This is a genomic window from Pararhizobium arenae (genome assembly GCF_001931685.1).
GTDB classification, from domain to species: domain Bacteria; phylum Pseudomonadota; class Alphaproteobacteria; order Rhizobiales; family Rhizobiaceae; genus Pararhizobium; species Pararhizobium arenae.
This window is the reverse complement of record NZ_MOOY01000005.1, coordinates 415,118-433,893: the sequence shown is the minus strand read 5'-3', so window position 1 is coordinate 433,893 and position 18,776 is coordinate 415,118. Positions and strand designations below refer to the sequence as shown.

General features: G+C 61.8%; 21 protein-coding genes. 15 read left to right on the top strand and 6 right to left on the bottom strand.

The window, feature by feature from the left end; genetic code table 11:
- Nucleotides 1–17 precede the first annotated feature (17 nt).
- The 6 genes from BLX89_RS13805 to BLX89_RS13780 all read left to right on the top strand — a co-directional run bounded on the left by BLX89_RS13805 (nucleotide 18) and on the right by BLX89_RS13780 (nucleotide 4,551).
- Nucleotides 18–353, top strand: coding sequence for a type II toxin-antitoxin system RelE/ParE family toxin (locus BLX89_RS13805; protein ID WP_075291465.1), 336 nt, complete (start codon nucleotides 18–20; stop codon nucleotides 351–353).
- The gene (locus BLX89_RS13800; protein ID WP_075291464.1) at nucleotides 350–658 is read left to right on the top strand and encodes a helix-turn-helix domain-containing protein; all 309 of its coding nucleotides are present in this window, start codon (nucleotides 350–352) and stop codon (nucleotides 656–658) included. Before BLX89_RS13805 ends, BLX89_RS13800 begins: the two co-directional genes overlap by 4 nt.
- A 45-nt stretch (nucleotides 659–703) precedes the next feature.
- Entirely contained in the window at nucleotides 704–1,495 is a 792-nt protein-coding gene (locus tag BLX89_RS13795) for a rhomboid family intramembrane serine protease (RefSeq protein ID WP_075291463.1), read from the top strand.
- A gap of 287 nt (nucleotides 1,496–1,782) precedes the next feature.
- Nucleotides 1,783–2,529 carry an electron transfer flavoprotein subunit beta/FixA family protein gene (locus tag BLX89_RS13790; protein WP_075291462.1) on the top strand — a complete coding sequence of 249 codons (747 nt, stop codon included), beginning with the start codon at nucleotides 1,783–1,785 and terminating at the stop codon, nucleotides 2,527–2,529.
- 26 nt (nucleotides 2,530–2,555) lie between these two features.
- Nucleotides 2,556–3,479: an electron transfer flavoprotein subunit alpha/FixB family protein gene (locus BLX89_RS13785; RefSeq protein ID WP_075291461.1), complete on the top strand. Its 924-nt coding sequence runs from the start codon at nucleotides 2,556–2,558 to the stop codon at nucleotides 3,477–3,479.
- A 199-nt stretch (nucleotides 3,480–3,678) separates the two neighbouring features.
- Nucleotides 3,679–4,551, top strand: a complete 873-nt coding sequence (locus BLX89_RS13780) for a 3-hydroxybutyryl-CoA dehydrogenase (protein WP_075291460.1) — start codon at nucleotides 3,679–3,681, stop codon at nucleotides 4,549–4,551.
- 3 nt (nucleotides 4,552–4,554) lie between these two features.
- Here the strand turns inward: BLX89_RS13780 and BLX89_RS13775 are convergent, their stop codons facing one another.
- A complete protein-coding gene (locus tag BLX89_RS13775; protein WP_245292825.1) occupies nucleotides 4,555–4,806 on the bottom strand; it encodes a type II toxin-antitoxin system VapB family antitoxin in 252 nt (83 codons plus the stop codon).
- On the bottom strand, nucleotides 4,803–5,471 hold the full coding sequence (gene tlpA, locus BLX89_RS13770) for a thiol:disulfide interchange protein TlpA (RefSeq protein WP_075291459.1): 669 nt from the start codon (nucleotides 5,469–5,471) through the stop codon (nucleotides 4,803–4,805). The genes BLX89_RS13775 and tlpA overlap by 4 nt, the downstream gene beginning before the upstream one ends.
- Before the next feature lie 44 nt (nucleotides 5,472–5,515).
- Between tlpA and argH the strand changes: the two genes are divergently transcribed.
- The 4 genes from argH (at nucleotide 5,516) to BLX89_RS13750 (ending at nucleotide 11,310) form a co-directional block, all read left to right on the top strand.
- Complete coding sequence (gene argH, locus BLX89_RS13765) at nucleotides 5,516–6,919, top strand: argininosuccinate lyase (RefSeq protein ID WP_075291458.1); 1,404 nt, start codon at nucleotides 5,516–5,518, stop codon at nucleotides 6,917–6,919.
- Between the two features lie 87 nt (nucleotides 6,920–7,006).
- A complete protein-coding gene (gene lptM, locus BLX89_RS13760) occupies nucleotides 7,007–7,201 on the top strand; it encodes an LPS translocon maturation chaperone LptM (RefSeq protein ID WP_075291457.1) in 195 nt (64 codons plus the stop codon).
- Between the two features lie 16 nt (nucleotides 7,202–7,217).
- A complete protein-coding gene (gene lysA, locus BLX89_RS13755; protein WP_075291456.1) occupies nucleotides 7,218–8,486 on the top strand; it encodes a diaminopimelate decarboxylase in 1,269 nt (422 codons plus the stop codon).
- A 196-nt stretch (nucleotides 8,487–8,682) separates the two neighbouring features.
- Complete coding sequence (locus BLX89_RS13750) at nucleotides 8,683–11,310, top strand: TIGR02302 family protein (RefSeq protein ID WP_075291455.1); 2,628 nt, start codon at nucleotides 8,683–8,685, stop codon at nucleotides 11,308–11,310.
- Between the two features lie 109 nt (nucleotides 11,311–11,419).
- Here the strand turns inward: BLX89_RS13750 and BLX89_RS13745 are convergent, their stop codons facing one another.
- From BLX89_RS13745 to BLX89_RS13735, 3 genes are all read right to left on the bottom strand, one after another.
- On the bottom strand, nucleotides 11,420–11,779 hold the full coding sequence (locus BLX89_RS13745; protein ID WP_075291558.1) for a response regulator: 360 nt from the start codon (nucleotides 11,777–11,779) through the stop codon (nucleotides 11,420–11,422).
- Nucleotides 11,780–11,948: 169 nt separating this feature from the next.
- Nucleotides 11,949–12,494 carry a hypoxanthine phosphoribosyltransferase gene (gene hpt / locus BLX89_RS13740; RefSeq protein ID WP_075291454.1) on the bottom strand — a complete coding sequence of 182 codons (546 nt, stop codon included), beginning with the start codon at nucleotides 12,492–12,494 and terminating at the stop codon, nucleotides 11,949–11,951.
- 169 nt (nucleotides 12,495–12,663) lie between these two features.
- On the bottom strand, nucleotides 12,664–13,359 hold the full coding sequence (locus tag BLX89_RS13735) for a hypothetical protein (protein ID WP_075291453.1): 696 nt from the start codon (nucleotides 13,357–13,359) through the stop codon (nucleotides 12,664–12,666).
- A gap of 238 nt (nucleotides 13,360–13,597) precedes the next feature.
- Here BLX89_RS13735 and ftsE point away from each other — a divergent pair, with 238 nt between their 5' ends.
- The 4 genes from ftsE to BLX89_RS13715 all read left to right on the top strand — a co-directional run bounded on the left by ftsE (nucleotide 13,598) and on the right by BLX89_RS13715 (nucleotide 16,946).
- Nucleotides 13,598–14,257 (top strand): cell division ATP-binding protein FtsE, encoded by a 660-nt coding sequence (gene ftsE / locus BLX89_RS13730; RefSeq protein WP_075291452.1) that lies wholly within the window; start codon nucleotides 13,598–13,600, stop codon nucleotides 14,255–14,257.
- On the top strand, nucleotides 14,250–15,260 hold the full coding sequence (locus BLX89_RS13725; RefSeq protein WP_075291451.1) for a cell division protein FtsX: 1,011 nt from the start codon (nucleotides 14,250–14,252) through the stop codon (nucleotides 15,258–15,260). Before ftsE ends, BLX89_RS13725 begins: the two co-directional genes overlap by 8 nt.
- A gap of 90 nt (nucleotides 15,261–15,350) precedes the next feature.
- Nucleotides 15,351–16,043 (top strand): YdcF family protein, encoded by a 693-nt coding sequence (locus BLX89_RS13720; RefSeq protein ID WP_075291450.1) that lies wholly within the window; start codon nucleotides 15,351–15,353, stop codon nucleotides 16,041–16,043.
- 108 nt (nucleotides 16,044–16,151) lie between these two features.
- Nucleotides 16,152–16,946 (top strand): lysophospholipid acyltransferase family protein, encoded by a 795-nt coding sequence (locus tag BLX89_RS13715; protein ID WP_075291449.1) that lies wholly within the window; start codon nucleotides 16,152–16,154, stop codon nucleotides 16,944–16,946.
- 82 nt (nucleotides 16,947–17,028) lie between these two features.
- On the opposite strand, the gene BLX89_RS13710 is transcribed toward BLX89_RS13715, so the two are convergent.
- On the bottom strand, nucleotides 17,029–17,601 hold the full coding sequence (locus BLX89_RS13710; protein WP_075291557.1) for a gamma-glutamylcyclotransferase: 573 nt from the start codon (nucleotides 17,599–17,601) through the stop codon (nucleotides 17,029–17,031).
- Nucleotides 17,602–17,755: 154 nt separating this feature from the next.
- Between BLX89_RS13710 and BLX89_RS13705 the strand changes: the two genes are divergently transcribed.
- Nucleotides 17,756–18,775, top strand: coding sequence for a DUF2125 domain-containing protein (locus tag BLX89_RS13705; protein ID WP_083637498.1), 1,020 nt, complete (start codon nucleotides 17,756–17,758; stop codon nucleotides 18,773–18,775).
- Nucleotide 18,776: the final 1 nt, after the last annotated feature.

Genomic DNA, 18,776 nt, shown 5'->3' with positions numbered 1-18,776 from the left:
TGTGACAACATGCGCCTATGAGGGAGATTGCCTGGGTCAGAGCGGCGCTGAAGGATTTCGAGGCTTTTCCCAAAGCTGTTCAGGAGCGGATGAAGGATGCGCTCGCCATTGCAAGCATGGGCCAGAAGGCCGATATTGCGAAACCAATGAAAGGCTTAGGCGCAGGCGTACTCGAAATTGCCTTGCCCTACCGCACAGATGCCTATCGGGTCGTTTATGCAGTGCAGCTGGGCGACAAGCTCTGGGTCATCCATGCCTTTCAGAAAAAGTCCACCAAGGGCATAGCGACACCTCAGAAAGAGGTAGACCTGATCAGGTATCGGTTGAAGCGAATTGAGGAGATGCTGCGATGATCGATGATGACTTCGCCGTCGTTCACGGAAGCGGCAATATCTATGCCGACCTCGGCGACCCGGATGCCGACACCAAGATGATGAAGGCGCAGCTGGCGGCAGAAATTATTGCCGCGCTGGACCGCAGGAAACTGACATTGCGGGAGGGTGAAAAGCTGGCCACCGTGACGGCCGCCGATCTGTCCCGCATTCGCAATGCCGATCTCGGTCGTTTTACGATCGATCGACTGGTACGCGTTTTGAATGCTCTCGACCGTCGGGTGACGGTCAAGGTCAGCAAGGCGCACAGATCTGCTGCAGCCTGACGACAAAAACGGCCCTATCCACACGCACCGCCTTCAGGACACGCCATGTTCATACCGCTGCATGACACGAACTCCCTGAAGCACATCAAGGTGCAGTATGTGACGATCGGGCTGATCGCCATCAACATTGTAATCTGGCTGATGACGGGGCCGCTGGCCTCGCAGAACTTCGCCAATGCGACGGTGCTGGGGCTCGGTTATATCCCGGCACTCGCCTTCGACTATGCCCAGCTGGAGCCGAGCCTCGTGCTGGTGCCGGAGAGCGCGACCTATGTGACCTATGCCTTCCTGCACACCGATTTCTGGCATCTGGCCTCGAACATGCTGTTTCTCTGGGTGTTCGGCGACAATGTCGAGGATGCGCTCGGGCATTTTCGCTATCTTGTGTTTTATCTGCTCTGTGCCGCCGCCGGCGCCCTCACCCATGGCCTTGTCGAAACGTCCTCCGAGGCGCCGCTGATCGGGGCGTCCGGGGCAATCTCCGGCGTGGTCGCCGCCTATCTCATGCTGCATCCAAAGGTCAGGGTCTGGGTCCTGGTGTTCTTCCGAATCCCGCTGCCGCTGCCCGCCTTCATTCCGCTGGTTCTTTGGATCCTGCAGCAATTCGTGATGTTCGCGCTCGAGCCGCGCGGGGCGATCTCCTGGGGCGCGCATGTCGGCGGCATCCTTGCAGGTCTGATCCTTGTTGTCGTTTTGCGACGTCGAGGTGTTCCGCTTTTCGATCGTACCCTCGTCACACCCAAGGCCGTTGTGCCCGTGACTGCGCCGGTGACGACGCTCGAACAGCAGAAACCGCCCCCGCGGCGACCGCCGACACCGTGGGGCCGCCCTTCCTGACGAAAGATTGTGGAAAATCATGGCCCGTAGCGAAACATCGGGTTTCCAGGGGTTTTCCGCCATCCGGGCAAGCGTTCACCGACACGAACCGATTTATCCGGAAAATTCCGCGCCCAAATATTGACTTGAACGTAAACGTAATACAACGTCGCGGCCGGCAATCGCGCCCTGGAGGGGGCGGCGGCAATTGTATTTGGAGAAAAAATGCGTATCGATGTCGCCAATCGACAATCAGGACGCTGCGTTAAGGCGCATTTTCTCGGCAAAAGTCTCGAAGGAAGGATTCCATGAAAATCTTGGTCACCGTCAAACGTGTCGTCGACTACAACGTGAAGATCCGGGTGAAGCCGGATGGCACGGGTGTCGAGCTTGCCAATGTGAAGATGTCGATGAACCCGTTCGACGAGATTTCCGTTGAAGAGGCTCTGCGGCTGAAGGAAGCCGGCAAGGCCGAGGAAGTGGTGGTCGTCTCCGTCGGCCCGGCCAAGGCGGAAGAAACGCTGCGCACGGCGCTCGCCATGGGTGCCGACCGCGCCATTCTGGTGGAGACGGACGATGCCGTCGAGCCGCTCGCCGTCGCCAAGATCGTCAAGGGCGTGGCGGAAGCCGAACAGCCGGGCCTGATCATCGTCGGCAAGCAGGCGATCGATGACGATTCGAACCAGACCGGCCAGATGCTGTCGGCTCTGCTTGGCTGGGCACAGGGCACCTTTGCCTCGAAGGTCGAGATCGGTGACGGCAAGGCAACCGTGACCCGCGAAGTCGATGGCGGCCTGCAGACCATCGACATCAAGCTGCCGGCCGTCGTCACCACCGACCTGCGCCTCAACGAGCCGCGCTACGCCTCGCTGCCGAACATCATGAAGGCGAAGAAGAAGCCGCTCGACAAGAAGACCCCGGCCGATTTTGGCGTCGACACGACGGCCCGGCTGAAGGTTCTGAAGACCGAGGAGCCGGAAGGCCGCAAGGCCGGCGTCAAGGTGAAGAGCGTCGCAGAGCTGGTTTCCAGCCTGAAGACGGCTGGCGTCCTGTAAACCGGAAGATTTGAGGAGATTACATCATGGCCATTCTTCTTCTGGCTGACCACGACAATACCCACCTGTCCGACCAGACCGCAAAAGCGCTGTCGGCGGCCTCGAAAATCGGCGGCGACGTGCATGTGCTGGTTGCCGGCTCGAAGGCCGTTGCCGAGCAGGCCGCCAAGCTTTCCGGCGTTTCCAAGGTTCTCGTCGCCGAGGATGCAAGCCTCGCCAACAATCTGGCGGAGCCCTTGGCGGCCCTCATCGTCTCGCTCGCCGGAAACTACGACACGATCATCGCGGCCGCCACTTCGGTCGGCAAGAACGTGGCTCCGCGTGTGGCAGCCCTTCTGGATGTCGCGCAGATCTCCGAGATCACAGAGGTCGTCTCTGCCGACACCTTCAAGCGTCCGATCTACGCCGGCAATGCCATCCAGACGGTCCAGTCCTCGGATGCAAAGAAGGTGATTACGGTTCGTACCGCCTCCTTCGCTTCGGCTGGCGATGGTGGCTCCGCTTCGGTCGAGAGTGTTTCAGCAGCGGCTGATCCGGGCCTCTCCACCTTCGTCAAGGACGCACTGTCCTCGTCGGATCGTCCGGAACTGACTTCTGCCAAGATCATCATCTCGGGTGGTCGTGCACTGGGGTCTTCGGAGAAGTTCCAGGAAGTCATTCTTCCGGTCGCCGACAAGCTCGGGGCTGCCGTTGGTGCGTCTCGCGCGGCGGTGGATGCCGGCTATGCGCCGAACGACTGGCAGGTCGGGCAGACGGGCAAGGTGGTTGCACCACAGCTCTACATCGCCTGCGGCATCTCCGGTGCGATCCAGCACCTGGCCGGCATGAAGGACTCGAAGGTCATCGTCGCCATTAACAAGGACGAGGAAGCCCCGATCTTCCAGGTGGCCGACTACGGCCTCGTCGGCGATCTCTTCGACATTCTGCCGGAGCTCGAGAAGGCGCTTTAAAAGTCTTGTCGAACCAATCCAAAGGCGGCCAGCAGATTTCATGCCGGCCGCCTTTTTCTTTGGCGATATCCGACCAAAGGCGCCTCATTGAGGCATCAAAAGGGCTGGAAACTTCCTCCGGATGGCTTTATCACTGGCACCCGGACCCAACGCCATGCGAACCCCGACATGGCGGTTGCAATGATGGAAGCCCGGCTCAATGATCAAGACAATCGGAATCGTAGGCGCAGGACAGATGGGCTGCGGTATTGCCCAGGTATCGGCGACGGCCGGATACAAGGTTCAGCTGTACGATATCGCGCCCGACCGCATAGAGCAGGGCCTTGCCACAATCAACGGCAACATGGCCCGCGTTGTGACCGCCGGAAAGCTCTCCGACGAGGACCGCAAGAAAGCCCTCTCGATGATCAAGGGCTCCTCCGACCTCAACGATCTTTCCCAGGCGGACCTTGTGATCGAGGCGGCGACGGAAGACGAAAGCGTCAAGCGCAAGATCTATGGCCAGGTCTGCCCGGTGCTGAAGGCCGACGCCATTCTCGCCACCAACACGTCCTCGCTTTCGATCACCCGGCTTGCCTCCGCGACCGACCGCCCGGAGCGCTTCATGGGCATCCACTTCATGAACCCCGTTCCGGTGATGAAGCTGGTGGAACTCGTGCGCGGCATCGCCACCGAAGAAGGGACCTTCGCAACGGCCAAGACCTTCGTCACCTCGCTCGACAAGACGATCACGGTGGCCGAGGACTTCCCGGCCTTTATCGTCAACCGCATCCTGCTGCCGATGATCAACGAGGCGATCTACACGCTCTATGAAGGCGTCGGCACGGTCGATGCCATCGATACCGCCATGAAACTTGGCGCCAACCATCCGATGGGCCCGCTGCAGCTTGCCGATTTCATCGGTCTCGACACCTGTCTCTCGATCATGCAGGTGCTGCATGACGGGCTGGCGGACTCGAAATATCGCCCCTGCCCGCTGCTGGTCAAATATGTCGAGGCCGGCTGGCTAGGCCGCAAATCGGGCCGCGGGTTCTATGACTATCGCGGCGAGACGCCGGTTCCGACGCGGTAAGCGTCAGGCGTTCGGATAGAACCAGAGGTTATCAATCTCTTCCTTGTCGACAGGCCTGCCGTTAGGCCCAGCCTGTTGCGCAAGATCGTCGGCGATAAGCGCTATACGATCTGCAAGGCTTGCCTTTTCGCTTTCCCGGCGCAACTCCGCTTCCAATGCCTGAATGACCACGGCGGTCATGGTCAGACCTCGCTTGCCTGCCAGTTGCGCCGCAAGATCACGGGCACGTTTGCTTCTGACATGGAGCCTCATCATACCCCGCCCGTCGCCGCCTTGATCAGCGCCTTCGCATCCTCACTATCCCATGCGGCCGGGCCGTTCATGGAGGAGATGAGGCAACCCTTGTCGTCCATCAGAAGCGTGACCGGCAGGCCGAAGGCGAGGCCTTCCTTCTTCAGCGTGTTGAAGACGCCCATGGAGGCGTCGCGGTAGTAGCCGAGGTCGTGCACGCCGGTTTCGTCGAGAAACGCCCTGGGCTTTTCATCGTCGCCGTTGTCGATGTTGACGGCGACGACTTCGAAGCGGTCGCTGCCGGCGGACTTCTGCAGCGCGTTCAAGGCCGGCATTTCCTCGCGGCAGGGAACGCACCATGTTGCCCAGAGATTGAGAAGCACAGTCTTGCCGGCAAAATCGGCAAGCGTCAGGTCCTTCCCGTCGGCGCCCTTGAAGACGAGGCCCGGCAGCGGGCGCGGCTCGGGGACGGGAGACATGGCAGCCACCTGACCCTTCAGGAACGGCGTGATCGCGGCGACCTTGCCGGAAGCCAGCGGACAGCTCTGCGAAGCCGCAGTTTCAGCGCCTGCGCCATTGCCAGACCCGGTTTCCTTCACGTATACCACCGCCGCACCGGCGATCAGCCCCGCAAGGGCGGCGAGCGCCACGATCCTGGCAGCGGGAAGGCTTTTCTTCTGGTCTGTCATGTCAATTTCCAGGGCAACGGTTCATTTCAGGGCGGGCATATTTCATGAGCGACGGCGCATCCGAAGGCAAATCCTCCAACCAGATGTGGGGCGGACGTTTCGCTTCGGGTCCGGACGCGATCATGGAGGAGATAAATGCCTCGATCGGCTTCGACAAGAAGCTTTTCGCGCAGGATATCCGCGGCTCAAAGGCGCATGCGACGATGCTGGCGCATCAAGGCATCATTTCCACCGACGATAAAGACAAGATCCTTCACGGGCTGGACACGATCCTGTCAGAGATCGAAAGCGGACAGTTCGAATTCTCCCGCCGGCTCGAAGACATCCACATGAACATCGAGGCGCGGCTCGCGACCCTGATCGGCCCTGCTGCCGGCCGCCTGCACACCGCCCGCTCGCGCAACGACCAGGTGGCGCTCGATTTCCGCCTCTGGGTGAAGGAAGAGCTGGCCAAGACCGAAACCATGCTGACGGCGCTGATCGCAGCCTTCCTCGACCGCGCCGAAGAGCATGCCGAAACCGTCATGCCCGGCTTCACCCATCTGCAGACCGCGCAGCCCGTCACCTTCGGCCACCATTGCATGGCCTATGTCGAGATGTTCGGCCGCGACCGCCAGCGCGTGCGCCATGCGATCGAGCATCTGGACGAAAGCCCGATCGGGGCGGCGGCGCTCGCCGGCACCGGCTTTCCGATCGACCGCCACATGACGGCGAAGGCGCTCGGCTTCCGCGAACCGACCCGCAACTCGATCGACACCGTTTCCGACCGCGATTTCGCGCTGGAATTTCTCTCCATTGCCTCGATCTGCGCCGTGCATCTGTCGCGGCTGGCCGAAGAGATCGTCATCTGGTCGACGCCGCAGTTCGGTTTCGTGCGCCTGTCGGATGCGTTTTCGACCGGCTCCTCGATCATGCCGCAGAAGAAGAACCCGGATGCGGCCGAGTTGGTACGCGCCAAGACCGGCCGCATCAACGGCTCGCTGATCGCGCTCCTTACTGTCATGAAGGGCCTGCCGCTCGCCTATTCCAAGGACATGCAGGAAGACAAGGAACAGGTCTTCGACGCCGCCGAGAGCCTGGAACTGGCGATCGCCGCCATGACCGGCATGGTCAGGGACATGGCCATCCGCACCGACAGGATGAAGGCGGCGGCCGGTTCCGGCTTCTCCACCGCCACCGATCTTGCCGACTGGCTGGTGCGCGAGGCGGGCCTGCCCTTCCGCGACGCCCACCATGTCACCGGCCGCGCCGTGGCGCTGGCGGAGCAGAAAGGCTGCGAGCTTGCCGAACTTTCGCTGGCCGACCTCAAGGCGATCCATCCGGATATCACCGACAAGGTGTTCAGCGTGCTGACCGTCGAAGCCTCGGTCGCAAGCCGCACCTCCTTTGGCGGCACCGCGCCGAGCGAAGTCAGGAAGCAGATCGCCTGGTGGCGCGCGAGAAACTGAGATCAACAAAGAGGGTGCACAACGCCCTCGAAAATCGATATGGCTGTTTGGAATTGATCCGGCAGAGGCCGGCACCGGGAAAACGACATGCTTTCGCGTAAGACGACTTACTTCATCCTTGCCATCGCCGCTGCCGGCATCGTTCTTTCGGGCTGCGGCCGCAAGGGTGATCTTGAACGTCCCGGCGCCAGCACCGACATGAACAGAAAGGCGCCCGCCGGCGAAAAGGAGAAAAAAGCTCCTGTTCCGGAACGGCCTTTCCTTCTCGATCCCCTTCTCTAAGCACTAGAGCAAACCTGTGAACCACTTCGAATATCGCGACGGCATTCTCTATGCCGAAGACGTTTCCGTCATCGACATCGCCAAGGCCGTCGGAACGCCGTTTTACTGCTATTCCACGGCGACGCTCGAACGGCACTACAAGGTCTTCGCCAAGGCCTTCCATGATGTAGATGCGCTGGTCTGCTACGCGATGAAGGCCAATTCGAACCAGGCCGTGTTGAAGACGCTCGCCCGGCTTGGCGCCGGCGTCGATGTGGTTTCCGGTGGCGAGCTTAGGCGCGCGCTGGCGGCCGGCATTCCGGCAAGCCGCATCATGTTCTCTGGCGTCGGCAAGACCGTGCAGGAGATGGATCTGGCGTTAGAGGCCGGTATCTATTGCTTCAACGTGGAATCCGAGCCGGAACTGGAAGTCCTGAACCTGCGCGCCATTCGTCTTGGCAAAAAGGCGCATGTTTCCTTCCGCATCAATCCCGATGTGGATGCCAAGACCCACGCCAAGATTTCGACCGGCAAGAAGGAAAACAAGTTCGGCATCGCCTATGAGCGTGCCCGCGCCGTCTATGCCCATGCCGCGACGCTTGACGGCATCAAGGTCACCGGCATCGACATGCACATCGGCAGCCAGATCACGGCGCTGCAGCCGTTCGAGGATGCCTTCAAGCTGCTGCGCGAACTGGTCGACACGCTGCGCGGCGATGGCCATGCGATCGATCACGTCGATGTCGGCGGCGGTCTCGGCGTTCCCTACAAGGAAGACAACAACCCGCCGCCTTTGCCGGATGCCTATGCCGAAATCGTCAAGAACCAGCTGCGCGACCTCGGCTGCAAGATCGTCACCGAGCCCGGCCGGCTGATCGTCGGCAATGCCGGCATCCTCGTGACCGAGGTGATCTATGTGAAGGACGGCGGCTCGAAGACCTTCGTCATCGTCGATGGCGCGATGAACGACCTGATCCGGCCGACGCTGTACGAGGCCTATCACGAGATCCGTCCGGTCAGGATTTCCGCGGCCAATGCGCCGCGCATCACGGCCGATATCGTCGGCCCCGTCTGCGAGACCGGCGATTATCTGGCGCTGGACCGCGAGATGGCAATGCCGAAGCCGGGCGACCTGATCGCCATCGGAACCGCAGGCGCCTATGGCGCGGTGCAGGCCGGCACCTACAATTCCCGCCTGCTGGTGCCGGAAGTGCTGGTGAAGGGCGATCGCTTCCATGTGATTCGGCCACGCGGGACCTATGAAGAGCTGATCGGTCTCGATTCCGTTCCCGACTGGCTCGACTGAGCCGACGCCAAAAGGATTGCGCTCACAATCATGCGCAATCCCATCACGTTTTCCGGATCGCCCTCGTCTTCGCCACAAACAATGGTATCTTCCTCTTATGGTGTAAAATCCATCGCGAACGTATGGGCGCGAACCAAGGGAACGTGACCGGATGGCGCAAGGGCCGCAACGGCGACCGATCGAGGAAAAACCGGCTATGGGAAAAGGCGAACTCGCCAGGACGCTCGGCTATAAGCGTGCGCTGGCTCGCATGGTGATTGTGGCCGAAAACATCGCGCCCCGACTTCTTCTGCCCCTCTCTGTCCTTCTGATCTTCGTCTCCCTTGCATGGTTCGGCGCTTTCCGCGCCATGCCCTTCTGGCTGCACATGAGCGTGCTTATCGCAAGCGGTCTGATATTCCTCGCCCTTCTCATCCCCCTCGCCCGGCTGCGCCTGCCCGACACCGTCGAGGCCGATCGCCTGCTGGAAGAGCGCAACGCGCTGCCGCATCAGGCGATCCGCGTGCAGGACGACAAGCCGGCAACGGAGGGTGCTTTCGGCGAGGCGCTGTGGCAGGAGCATCAGTCGCGCATGGCGCGCATGATCGGCGCGCTGCAGACCGGCCTGCCCCGTCCCGACATTGCCCGCAAGGACGTTTACGGCCTTCGTGCCGTGCCGGTGCTTCTGGCGTGCGTCGCCTTCGCTTTTTCCTTTTCCAACCGGGCCGGCAGTCTGGCCGATGCCTTTCACTTTCCGGAGACGCCGGTATCCCTGCCGGATGTGCGCATCGATGCCTGGGTGACACCGCCGGCCTACACCGGCCGGGCGCCGGTGTTCCTGACGGGACGGGAAGATGTCGCTTCAGCCGACGTGCTCGACATTCCGCAGTTCAGTGAACTGACCGTTCGCATCGTCAGCGGCGACAACACGAGCGTTACCTTCCAGGAAAAGGGGCAAGACGCGGCCATCACGATCCCCAAACAGGAGGCTGCCGAAAAGAAGGCGGCCGCCGCCGACAAGCCCGCGGCGACGCAGCCACAGCCGCCGGCGCAACAAAAGGTCGCCGCAGCCGGCGCGCCGACGGGGAGCGAAACCTATCTCTACAAGATCAACCGCGACGGCGCGCTTTCCGTCGGTGGCCGGAGCTGGAACTTTACCGTCATTCCGGACCGGGTGCCGGAGATCGCCTTCGACGGCCTGCCGAAGACAACCGTGAATGCCGCGCTCGAAATCGGCTTTGTCGGCAAGGACGATTACGGGCTTCAGGATGCGTGGGCAGAGATCAAGCCGCTCGATCCGCAGGCGGAGGATGCCCGCCCGCTCTATCCCCTGCCCGAATACCGGCTGGACCTGCCGCGACGCAACGCCCGTGACGCCAAGGGGCTGACGAGCCGCAATATTTCCGAACATCCGCTGGCCGGCAAAAGGGTGCGCATCACGCTCGTTGCGCGCGATGCCGCGGGCCAGGAAGGCCGCAGCGTGCCGCAGGACATGATCCTGCCGGCCCGTCAATTCTTCGAGCCGCTGGCCGGCGCCGTGGCCGAGGAACGGCAGGTCTTTGCGCTCGACACCAAGGCCATGCCCCGCGCCATAGACCTCAACGATGCCGTGACGGCCCTTGCGGAAGAGACGATCCCGAACCTCACGCACTTCCTTATGATGAAATCGGCCCGCGCCCGGATGGAGCTGGCCCGCGACGATGAAATGATGCGGGATGCCGCCGATCACCTCTGGGAAATCGCGCTCGGGATCGAGGACGGCGATCTGGCATTGGCCGACCGCAGGCTGCGGGACGCACAACAGAAACTGTCCGACGCGCTGGAGCGCAATGCCTCCGACGAGGAAATCGCCAAGCTGATGCAGGAACTGCGTCAGGCCATGCAGGAATACATGGAAGCGCTGGCGAAAGAGGCGATGAAGAACCCGCGCATGGCCGCCAATCCCAATCAGGACAACATGGTCAGCCAGCGGGACCTGCAGAAGATGATGGACCAGATCGAGAACCTGGCAAAATCCGGAGCCAAGGATCAGGCCCGCCAGATGCTCTCTGAAATGCAGCGCATGATGAACAACATGCAGGCCGGCCGGCCCCAGCAAATGCAGCAGGGCCAAGACAACAGCGAGATGCGCAAGCAGATGGACAAGCTCGGCCAGTTGATGCAGGACCAGCAGAGGCTGATGGAAGAGACTTTCCGCTACGATCAGGCGCTGCGCGACCGCATGCAGCGCGGCGATCCGCTCGATGGCGAGGATTCCGAACTGTTCGACCAGGACATGCCGCCGCAGCCGGGACAACAGCAGCAGGGTGAAAACTCCGGCGAACCCAATCCCATGGAGCAGATGACCGAGGAACAGCTGCGGCAGGCGTTGAAAGACATGAAGAGCCAGCAGGAGGCGCTGTCCAAGCAGCTCGGTGAACTCCAGAAGGGCCTGGAAGGCATGGGCATCAAGCCCGGCAAGGGCTTCGGCGAGGCAGGCCGCGAGATGAAAGGCGCCTCAGGCGCGCTCGGGGAAGGCCAGGGCGAGCGGGCGGTCGGCAATCAGGGCCGCGCGTTGCAGGCCCTGCGCGACGGCGCGCAGGACATGATGAACCAGATGCAGGGTCAGGGCCAAGGACCGGGCCAGGGACAGGGCATCCCGCAATACGGCCAGAACGGCCGCGATCCGCTCGGGCGCCGGCAGCAGAATGCCGGGCCGGATTTCGGCGATCAGGTGAAGGTGCCCGACGAGATCGACACCCAGCGGGCCCGCGAAATTCTGGAAGAAATCCGCCGGCGGCTGGGGACGAACAGTTCGCCGGAGCTGGAGAAGCAATATCTGGAGCGACTGCTGGATATTCGGTAGTGTCACCCGACCGCACGCAGCAAACAGCGAAAAGCTTGTGAACAAAATAAAGGGCGAGGCATGGGAAGTGCCTCGCCCTTTGTTTGGTATGGGAACGTTTTTCTTCTTTTTATGCAGCCAGCGCCACGGCGACGGCCTTGCGGATATCGGGCAGGGTAAACGGCTTCGACACGACGTCGATCACCTTGCCGTTCAGGTTGTCGGCGCGTTCCCGCTGCTCGGCATAACCGGTCATCAGCAGGATCTTCAGGGTCGGGAAAGCCTCGGATGCCTGAAGCGCGAGATCGATGCCATCCATCACCGGCATGCGGATATCCGACAGCAAGAGATCGAAATTCTCGTCCTTCAGGCAGGCAAGTCCCTCGGCGCCGTCAGCTGCCTCGACGGTCTGGTGACCATCGAGCTGCAGGGCACGCGCCACGAAACGGCGCAAGCTATCCTCATCTTCAGTAATCAGGATTTTCGCCATCATGGCCTCCATGGGTTCAAAATGACCGCTATCCGGCGCCGGAACTCATCTCCGTCGAATCACCGCTACAACGGTGCGGTTGTACCCGCACCCACAAAACACCAGACTTTTCTTTGCTTTCAGTAAACGCCCAAAGGCCAGATCACAGGGGTCGGCGTGCCAAATTGGCTCACTCAGCGTCGCCGGTGACGATGCCGACGAACGGCAGCTCGCGAAACGCATAGGCCACGTCCATGCCATAGCCCACGACGAAATAATCCGGGCATTCGAAACCGACATAGTCGGCTTCAAGTTCTGTCTGGCGCTTGACCTTCTTGTCGAGCAGCACGGCAAGCGAGACAGAGTTAGCGCCACGCTCGTACATGAGTTCCTTGGCGAAACGCAGCGTGCGGCCGGATTCAAGGATATCGTCGATCAGCAGCACGTCGCGACCGTGCACGTCGCTGTCGATGTCCTTGATGATCTTGACGCCCTGGGAAACGGTACCGGTGCCGTAGCTCGAAAGGGTGATGAACTCCACCTCCGGCGCGAGCCCGGCCGAATGCATGGCGCGGATCAGGTCGGCGGCGAAGATGAATGAGCCCTTGAGGACGGAAATGACCAGGAGATCATTGGTCTTGCCCTTGACGATCTCTTCGGCCATCTCCTTGTTTCGGCTTGCGATCACTTCGGCGCTGAACAGCTGCTCGATATTTTTCCCACGAACGACGGGCATAGGATGGTCTCCAGAAAAGCGGCGGAGGGCATCTGGCGTGCCTCCGCGGATGAGATGCGCATGGGAACCGTTCAGGTCTTTTCCAGCGCCTCGGATTGTGTTTCCACGCACGCTGTCGGCACACAAACTGCCCTACACCTTACGTAACATGCCCTGCCGCTTAGCACAGTCAGCGCAGGGATGCATCCGGCTTGCCGAAGGAAACCTCGACGTTCGGCAGTTTTCCCCCGGCATGCGGCAGACGCGCCGCAAAGGGGCGGCTTTCGCCGGGGGCGAGGATAGTTGCGCCGGAGATAACGCGCGCCACCGTCCTGCGCTGCCCGCTGGCATCGACGGCGATTTCGATGACGGGAACGGCCTGCAGTTCGCTTCCGTGATTTTTAACCACCCCGTAAACCGAAATGACCTTCATGCCGCTTGCATCGCCAAGCCGGGTGGTGACGTCGCCGATCGCGAGACCGGCAGGTATAGCGGTGGAGCTGGCACCGGCCATGCCGGATGCCACGAAGAAGGCGACCGCGCAGAGGCTGGCGACAAGACCGAGAAAGGCAGCAGGCGAAATGCGTCGCAACACCTGTTCGATGAGAACGGTGGCCTCCGCCAGCATGGCCAGAAGAAGCATGCTGACCGGCATCTGCTGCGTGCTTGCCGCAGGCTTCCGATCTTGGGAAAGTGTGCTGCGGTTGTCGTTGAAGACCGCATGGGCAGGCTTGCGCGCCGGGAAGGCGACCGTTTCGAAGTCCGCATCGACGATATCAGCGCGGCAAGATGCGGCTGCGGGCCGTTGAGCTTGCCGGGCGTTCCGCTCCGGCGGAATGAAATCCATGCGCGCTGCGCCCTGCTGCTGCGAGCGAAAAGCCTGCATCGTCTCTCCTTTCGCGGCAAGGCCGCGCCGGAAGGCCCGACCTCGCCGCGAAAGGGCTAAATCCGGGCATTGAAACAAATCTTTCCGAGACGTAAACCGAAATGGTTAATTGTTCGAAAAGAACGCCCTCAAAGCGGCGGGTTTTCATGGAAAATTAACCGGTGTTTAACCATGTTGATCCGGCCCGGATGGCGATCTCAGCCAAGGCGGCGATGCGTGACGAGAGCTGGACTGACCCTTGATTCACTTTGAAAATGTCGGATTGCGCTATGGCATGGGCCCGGAAATCCTCCGTGACCTGACCTTCGACATTCCGCGCAAGTCGTTTCAATTCCTGACAGGCCCCTCGGGCGCCGGCAAGACGACGCTGCTGCGCCTGCTGTTCCTGTCGCTGAAGCCGACGCGCGGGCTGATCCGCATGTTCGACCGCAATATCTCCGCCATACCCCATGACGAGTTTCCGATGCTGCGGCGTCGCGTCGGCATCGTGTTCCAGGATTTCCAGCTGCTCGACCATCTGACGACCTATGAGAACGTCGCCCTGCCGCTGCGCGTCCGCGGCAAGGAAGAAAGCTCCTACCGCGCCGATGTCATCGAACTCCTGAACTGGGTCGGGCTAGGCGAGCGCATCAACGTTTTGCCTCCGGTGCTCTCCGGCGGGGAAAAGCAGCGTGTGGCGATCGCGCGCGCCCTGATCGACCGGCCGGAAATCCTGCTTGCGGACGAGCCGACCGGCAATGTCGATCCGCCAATGGCCCGCCGCCTGCTCAATCTGTTCCTCGAGCTCAACCGGCTCGGCACCGCCGTCGTCATCGCCACCCACGATCTGTCGCTGATGGATCAGGTCGAGGCACGGCGCATGATCCTGTCCGAAGGGCGGCTCGACATTTATGAGTGACGCGCCCGTGAAAACGCCGCCGGCACAGGCCGGACAGCCGGCGCGCAGGCCGCCGCTCAAGGTGCGCCCCACCGCGCCGATCGTGCCGTCGGCCAATGTCTCCGGCAATGCGCTGATGCTGGTGATCGCCATCATGGCGTTTCTCGCCTGCCTGACGCTCGGCGCCGTCAGCATGGTGCGCGCCACGGCGCAAAGCTGGCAGAGCCAGATCTCCCGCGAGGTCACCATCCAGATCAAGCCGGACGAGAATTTCGACATGGACAAGGCGCTTGCCGATGCGCGCGACCTTGCCCTGACCTTCGACGGAACGGTCGAGGGCAACATCGTCGATCGCGATGCGACGGCGCGGCTGCTGGAGCCCTGGCTTGGCGAGGGCCTCGATCTCGACGAGTTGCCCGTGCCGCGCCTTGTCATCATCACCATCGACGAGCAAAACCCGCCGGATTTTGCGGCGATGCGCGCAGCACTCTCCGAGGCGATCCCGCAGGCTTATCTCGACGACCACCGCACCTGGGTCGACAGGCTCGTTGCCATGGCCCGCACGACGGCGCTGATTGGCACCGGCGTTCTGGTTCTCGTGTTCTCCGCCATGGTGCTGACGGTGGTCTTTGCCACGCGCGGCACGCTTTCCGGCAATCGCCATATCGTGGAGGTGCTGCATTTCGTGGGTGCGGAGGCCGGTTTCGTCGCCTCGGAATTCCAGAAGCATTTCCTGAAGATCAGCCTGAAGGGGGCCGGCGCGGGCGGCTTGCTCGCCGCACTTTGCTTCGCCGTTGCCGGCTTCTGGCAATCGCGCTCGCTGGCAACGCCGGAAAGCGACCAGGCAACCGCCCTCTTCGGCACCTTCACGATCGGCTACACCGGCTATGTCGGCATTGCCGCGATCATGATCGTGATTTCACTGCTGACAACGCTGACGGCCCGTTTCACCATCATGCGCACGATCTACGAGATCGACCAGATCCGGTCGGACCCCGCGCGCATAGACACCTATCAGAATTAACCGCATGATGACCTTCACCCCCATCCCTTCCTCGCCGCAATCTGCAGCTATGGACGAATCATGATGGCTGGGGAACTCCTGAAGCGGAACATGGAAGACGACGGCTCCACGAGACAGAAGCGAACCTTCGTGCGCAGGCATATCAGCTTTCGCCGTCGGGTCGTGCGCGTGACCTTCTATGTGCTGCTGCTGCTCGCCGGCGCGATGGTTGCCGGCTTCCTCTATTTCGCCGATCAGGTCGCTTCCCTGCAACCGCCGGCAAACCCCAAGGCCGACGCCATCGTGGTGCTGACCGGGGGTTTCCAGAGGATCGACCAGGCGGTTGAACTTCTCAAGACAGGGGCTGGCGACAGATTGCTGATTTCCGGCGTTCACCCGTCAACCACCGGGGGACAGATCCGCCGCAACACACAAAGCTCGGCCGATCTTTTCAAATGCTGCGTCGATATCGGCCATGATGCGATCGACACCATCGGCAATGCCAACGAGACGGCGAACTGGATACGCGACAATCGCTATCAGAGCATTCTGGTGGTGACTAACAACTACCACATGCCGCGCAGCCTGCTGGAGCTGCGCCGCGCCAATCCGGGCATCGCGTTCATTCCCTACCCCGTGGTCAACTCCGATCTCAAGAGCACGAACTGGCTGACCAACCCGATGGTCATCAAGACCATCCTGCTGGAATATGCGAAATTCTCGGCGGCTTCCGTGCGCGACGCGCTGGGTGCCCATACATCGAGCGGATTGCGCGGTCTCGAAAAGCCGCACGCCAATCCGTAGCGCTTCCGGCCAAGCTGTTTTCCTTTCGCCAATAATCGTGTACGCAGCCTGTCGAGTTATCAGCCGGCGGCGCTGCCGCCGGTCATCCGTTTCCGCGAAAGCCCTTTGATGATCGTCCTCCGCTCAGTCCTGTTCAACATCCTGTTCTACACAAACCTGATCGTCCGGATGATCATCTTCACGCCCATCTATTTTCTCGTTTCACGCAAGACCTCGTGGTTCGTGCCGAAAAACTGGGCCCGAAGCAACAACTGGCTGTTCGACAAGGTCGTCGGCACAACCTTCGATATCGAGGGGCTGGAGAACCTGCCGAAGGGCGGCTACATCTTCGCACCCAAGCACCAGTCGTTCTGGGATGTTTACGCGCTCCTGCCTTGGCTTTCCGATCCGTTCTACATCCTCAAGCGCGAGCTGATGTGGATTCCGCTGTTTGGCTGGTATGTGATGAAACAACGCATGGTACCGGTGAACCGCGCCGCCCGCGGCAAGGAAATGGCTGCCGTGATGGAGCGCACCCGCCAGGAGATGGCGACCGGACGCCAGCTCATCATCTATCCCGAGGGCACGCGCCGGCCGCCGGGCGCGGAGCCGGCCTATAAATACGGCATCGCCCGCCTCTACCGCGATCTCGGTGTGCCCGTCGTACCGGTCGTCATGCATCCGGGGCTCTTCTGGCCGCGGCGCAAGTTCCTGCGCTTTCCCGGCCATTTCAAGGTCCGCATCCTGCCGCCGATCGCGCCGGGAGACGATCCCGATCATTTCCACGCCCATCTGATTGAGGTGATGGAGAAAGCAAGCGATGCGCTGCTGGTGGAAACCATCCAGGCCAATCCGCACCTGCCGCTGCCGCCAACGGCTGCCGAGCGGTACAGGGCGCTGACGGGGGATACGAGCCGGGGGTGACGCAGTCTGCGGCGGGCTTCGTGCCTGCCGCAACTTACCCCCCTCTCCCCTGTCGGGCATCTCCCCCTCAAGGGGGGAGATGTCACGGAGTGACAGAGGGGGGTGGAACTGCATACTCCGATGCAGCGGCCGCCAACCGTCCCGCCACCTCTTCCAGCCAAGGGTCGCGGATACCCATGTCGTGGAGATGGGCGAGCGTGTTGACGACATAATCCAGGTTGGGCCCTGACTTTCCACGCGCCGTGACAACGATACCGGCTGCTTCTTCCGCCTTGAGCCGCCCGGCATATTGCCGGTGCCCCCGGTCGACGACATAGGCGAGTGCGCCGACGCGATCTCCACCCGCCAGCATCACCGGCAGCGTTCGTTCCCGGTACACATGATTGAAAAGCTCGCGCTCGCGCAGATAAGCAAGCACCGGCTCGCGCTGATCCCCCGGCACCTTGAAGGCGACGCCCAGGCAGGACCCGCCACGATCGAGGCCGAGCACGAGGCCGGGCTTTTGCGGCGTGCCGCGATGGTCGAAGGAGCGGACGCAGAGCGCGCGGCGATAGCCGAAGGTGCGGGCCGCCACTCTCTCCTTAAACAGGAAGCCGGGATTCCACATCAGCGACCCGTAGCCAAAGACCCAAAAATCGTCCATATCCGATGCCATCAGCATTTCACTGCATCCGCGATGCGACCATTATTCCGAACTTTTCCTAGCGCATAATTCCCGTCATCGGAATCAGTTTCAAAGGCCCGGGACGGCGAAACCGTGCGGGGTGCACCAAGACCCGGCCAGAAAGCGGCGGCCAGAGGAGACAGACGTGACAGCAGCAGACATAACCGGCGATTCGGGTACGACGAGAAAATTCCGCCGCCTGACGATTGCCGTGATCGCTGTCGCGATCGTCTACAGCGCCGCCTGGTTCATTGCGGCCCAGCAGATCGAGAGCCGCTTGCAGGCATTCTTCGACAGCGGCAGGGCAAACGGCTTTTCCGCCGATTGCAGCGACATGGATGTGCGCGGCTTTCCCTTCCGCATCGGCGTCTTCTGCAACAGGGTGCAGCTGGACGACAACACGCTTGCGGCGTCCGCATCCTTCGGCGAACTGAGATCGGCAGCCCAGGTTTACCGGCCCGGCCACGGCGTGCTGGAACTCGATGGCCCGGCGGAAATCCGCGTCTCGCCCGATCTCACCGTCTCCGCCGACTGGTCGCTGCTGCATGCCAGCGTCAATGCCGGCTTTTCCGGGCTCAACCGCCTGTCGCTCGCCTATGACCGGATGAAGGCAACTGCCATGCTGCCGCTGACCGGCGACCGACTGGACCTCGCGGCAAACCACGGCGAAACGCATCTGCGCCGCAATGGCGCCGATCTCGACGTTGCCGCCAATGTGGAAGCGCTCGATCTGCGTCCCGACAGCGGCGAGAGCCTGTTGCCGCCGCTGGCCGCCGCCGTGGATCTCACGCTGGTTGATCGCGCCGATCTTGTCGAGATGAAGCCGGTCAGCCCGCATTTCCTGCGCGGTTCTAGGGGCGAGTTGCGCAACCTTACGCTCGACTTCGGAAACGGCATGGTGGGAACCGCATCCGGTCCGTTCAGTGTCGATGACGAGGGCCTGATCTCCGGCACATTCAAGGTGACGATCAGAGAGATCGCCAATCTTCGCCCTATTCTCGTCAGGGCTTTTCCGGACGAACAAGCGGTTGCCAATATCAACAACACGGCCAACATGCTGCGCGCCCTCAACGGCGGCGGCAACGAGGCAACCGTGACCATCGATGTGCGCGACGGCAATGCCTCGCTTGCCTTCTTCCCGCTCGGCGAATTGCCCGCGCTGTGAG

Coding starts and splice junctions, on each gene's coding strand:
- BLX89_RS13780 (WP_075291460.1), top strand. CDS start 3,679: ATGATCAAGACAATCGGAATCGTAGGCGCAGGACAGATGGGCTGCGGT.
- lptM (WP_075291457.1), top strand. CDS start 7,007: ATGCTTTCGCGTAAGACGACTTACTTCATCCTTGCCATCGCCGCTGCC.
- BLX89_RS13800 (WP_075291464.1), top strand. CDS start 350: ATGATCGATGATGACTTCGCCGTCGTTCACGGAAGCGGCAATATCTAT.
- BLX89_RS13745 (WP_075291558.1), bottom strand. CDS start 11,779: ATGGCGAAAATCCTGATTACTGAAGATGAGGATAGCTTGCGCCGTTTC.
- BLX89_RS13725 (WP_075291451.1), top strand. CDS start 14,250: ATGAGTGACGCGCCCGTGAAAACGCCGCCGGCACAGGCCGGACAGCCG.
- argH (WP_075291458.1), top strand. CDS start 5,516: ATGAGCGACGGCGCATCCGAAGGCAAATCCTCCAACCAGATGTGGGGC.
- tlpA (WP_075291459.1), bottom strand. CDS start 5,471: ATGACAGACCAGAAGAAAAGCCTTCCCGCTGCCAGGATCGTGGCGCTC.
- BLX89_RS13720 (WP_075291450.1), top strand. CDS start 15,351: ATGGAAGACGACGGCTCCACGAGACAGAAGCGAACCTTCGTGCGCAGG.
- BLX89_RS13795 (WP_075291463.1), top strand. CDS start 704: ATGTTCATACCGCTGCATGACACGAACTCCCTGAAGCACATCAAGGTG.
- BLX89_RS13785 (WP_075291461.1), top strand. CDS start 2,556: ATGGCCATTCTTCTTCTGGCTGACCACGACAATACCCACCTGTCCGAC.
- BLX89_RS13790 (WP_075291462.1), top strand. CDS start 1,783: ATGAAAATCTTGGTCACCGTCAAACGTGTCGTCGACTACAACGTGAAG.
- BLX89_RS13735 (WP_075291453.1), bottom strand. CDS start 13,359: ATGCAGGCTTTTCGCTCGCAGCAGCAGGGCGCAGCGCGCATGGATTTC.
- BLX89_RS13805 (WP_075291465.1), top strand. CDS start 18: ATGAGGGAGATTGCCTGGGTCAGAGCGGCGCTGAAGGATTTCGAGGCT.
- hpt (WP_075291454.1), bottom strand. CDS start 12,494: ATGCCCGTCGTTCGTGGGAAAAATATCGAGCAGCTGTTCAGCGCCGAA.
- BLX89_RS13750 (WP_075291455.1), top strand. CDS start 8,683: ATGGGAAAAGGCGAACTCGCCAGGACGCTCGGCTATAAGCGTGCGCTG.
- BLX89_RS13710 (WP_075291557.1), bottom strand. CDS start 17,601: ATGGCATCGGATATGGACGATTTTTGGGTCTTTGGCTACGGGTCGCTG.
- BLX89_RS13715 (WP_075291449.1), top strand. CDS start 16,152: ATGATCGTCCTCCGCTCAGTCCTGTTCAACATCCTGTTCTACACAAAC.
- BLX89_RS13775 (WP_245292825.1), bottom strand. CDS start 4,806: ATGATGAGGCTCCATGTCAGAAGCAAACGTGCCCGTGATCTTGCGGCG.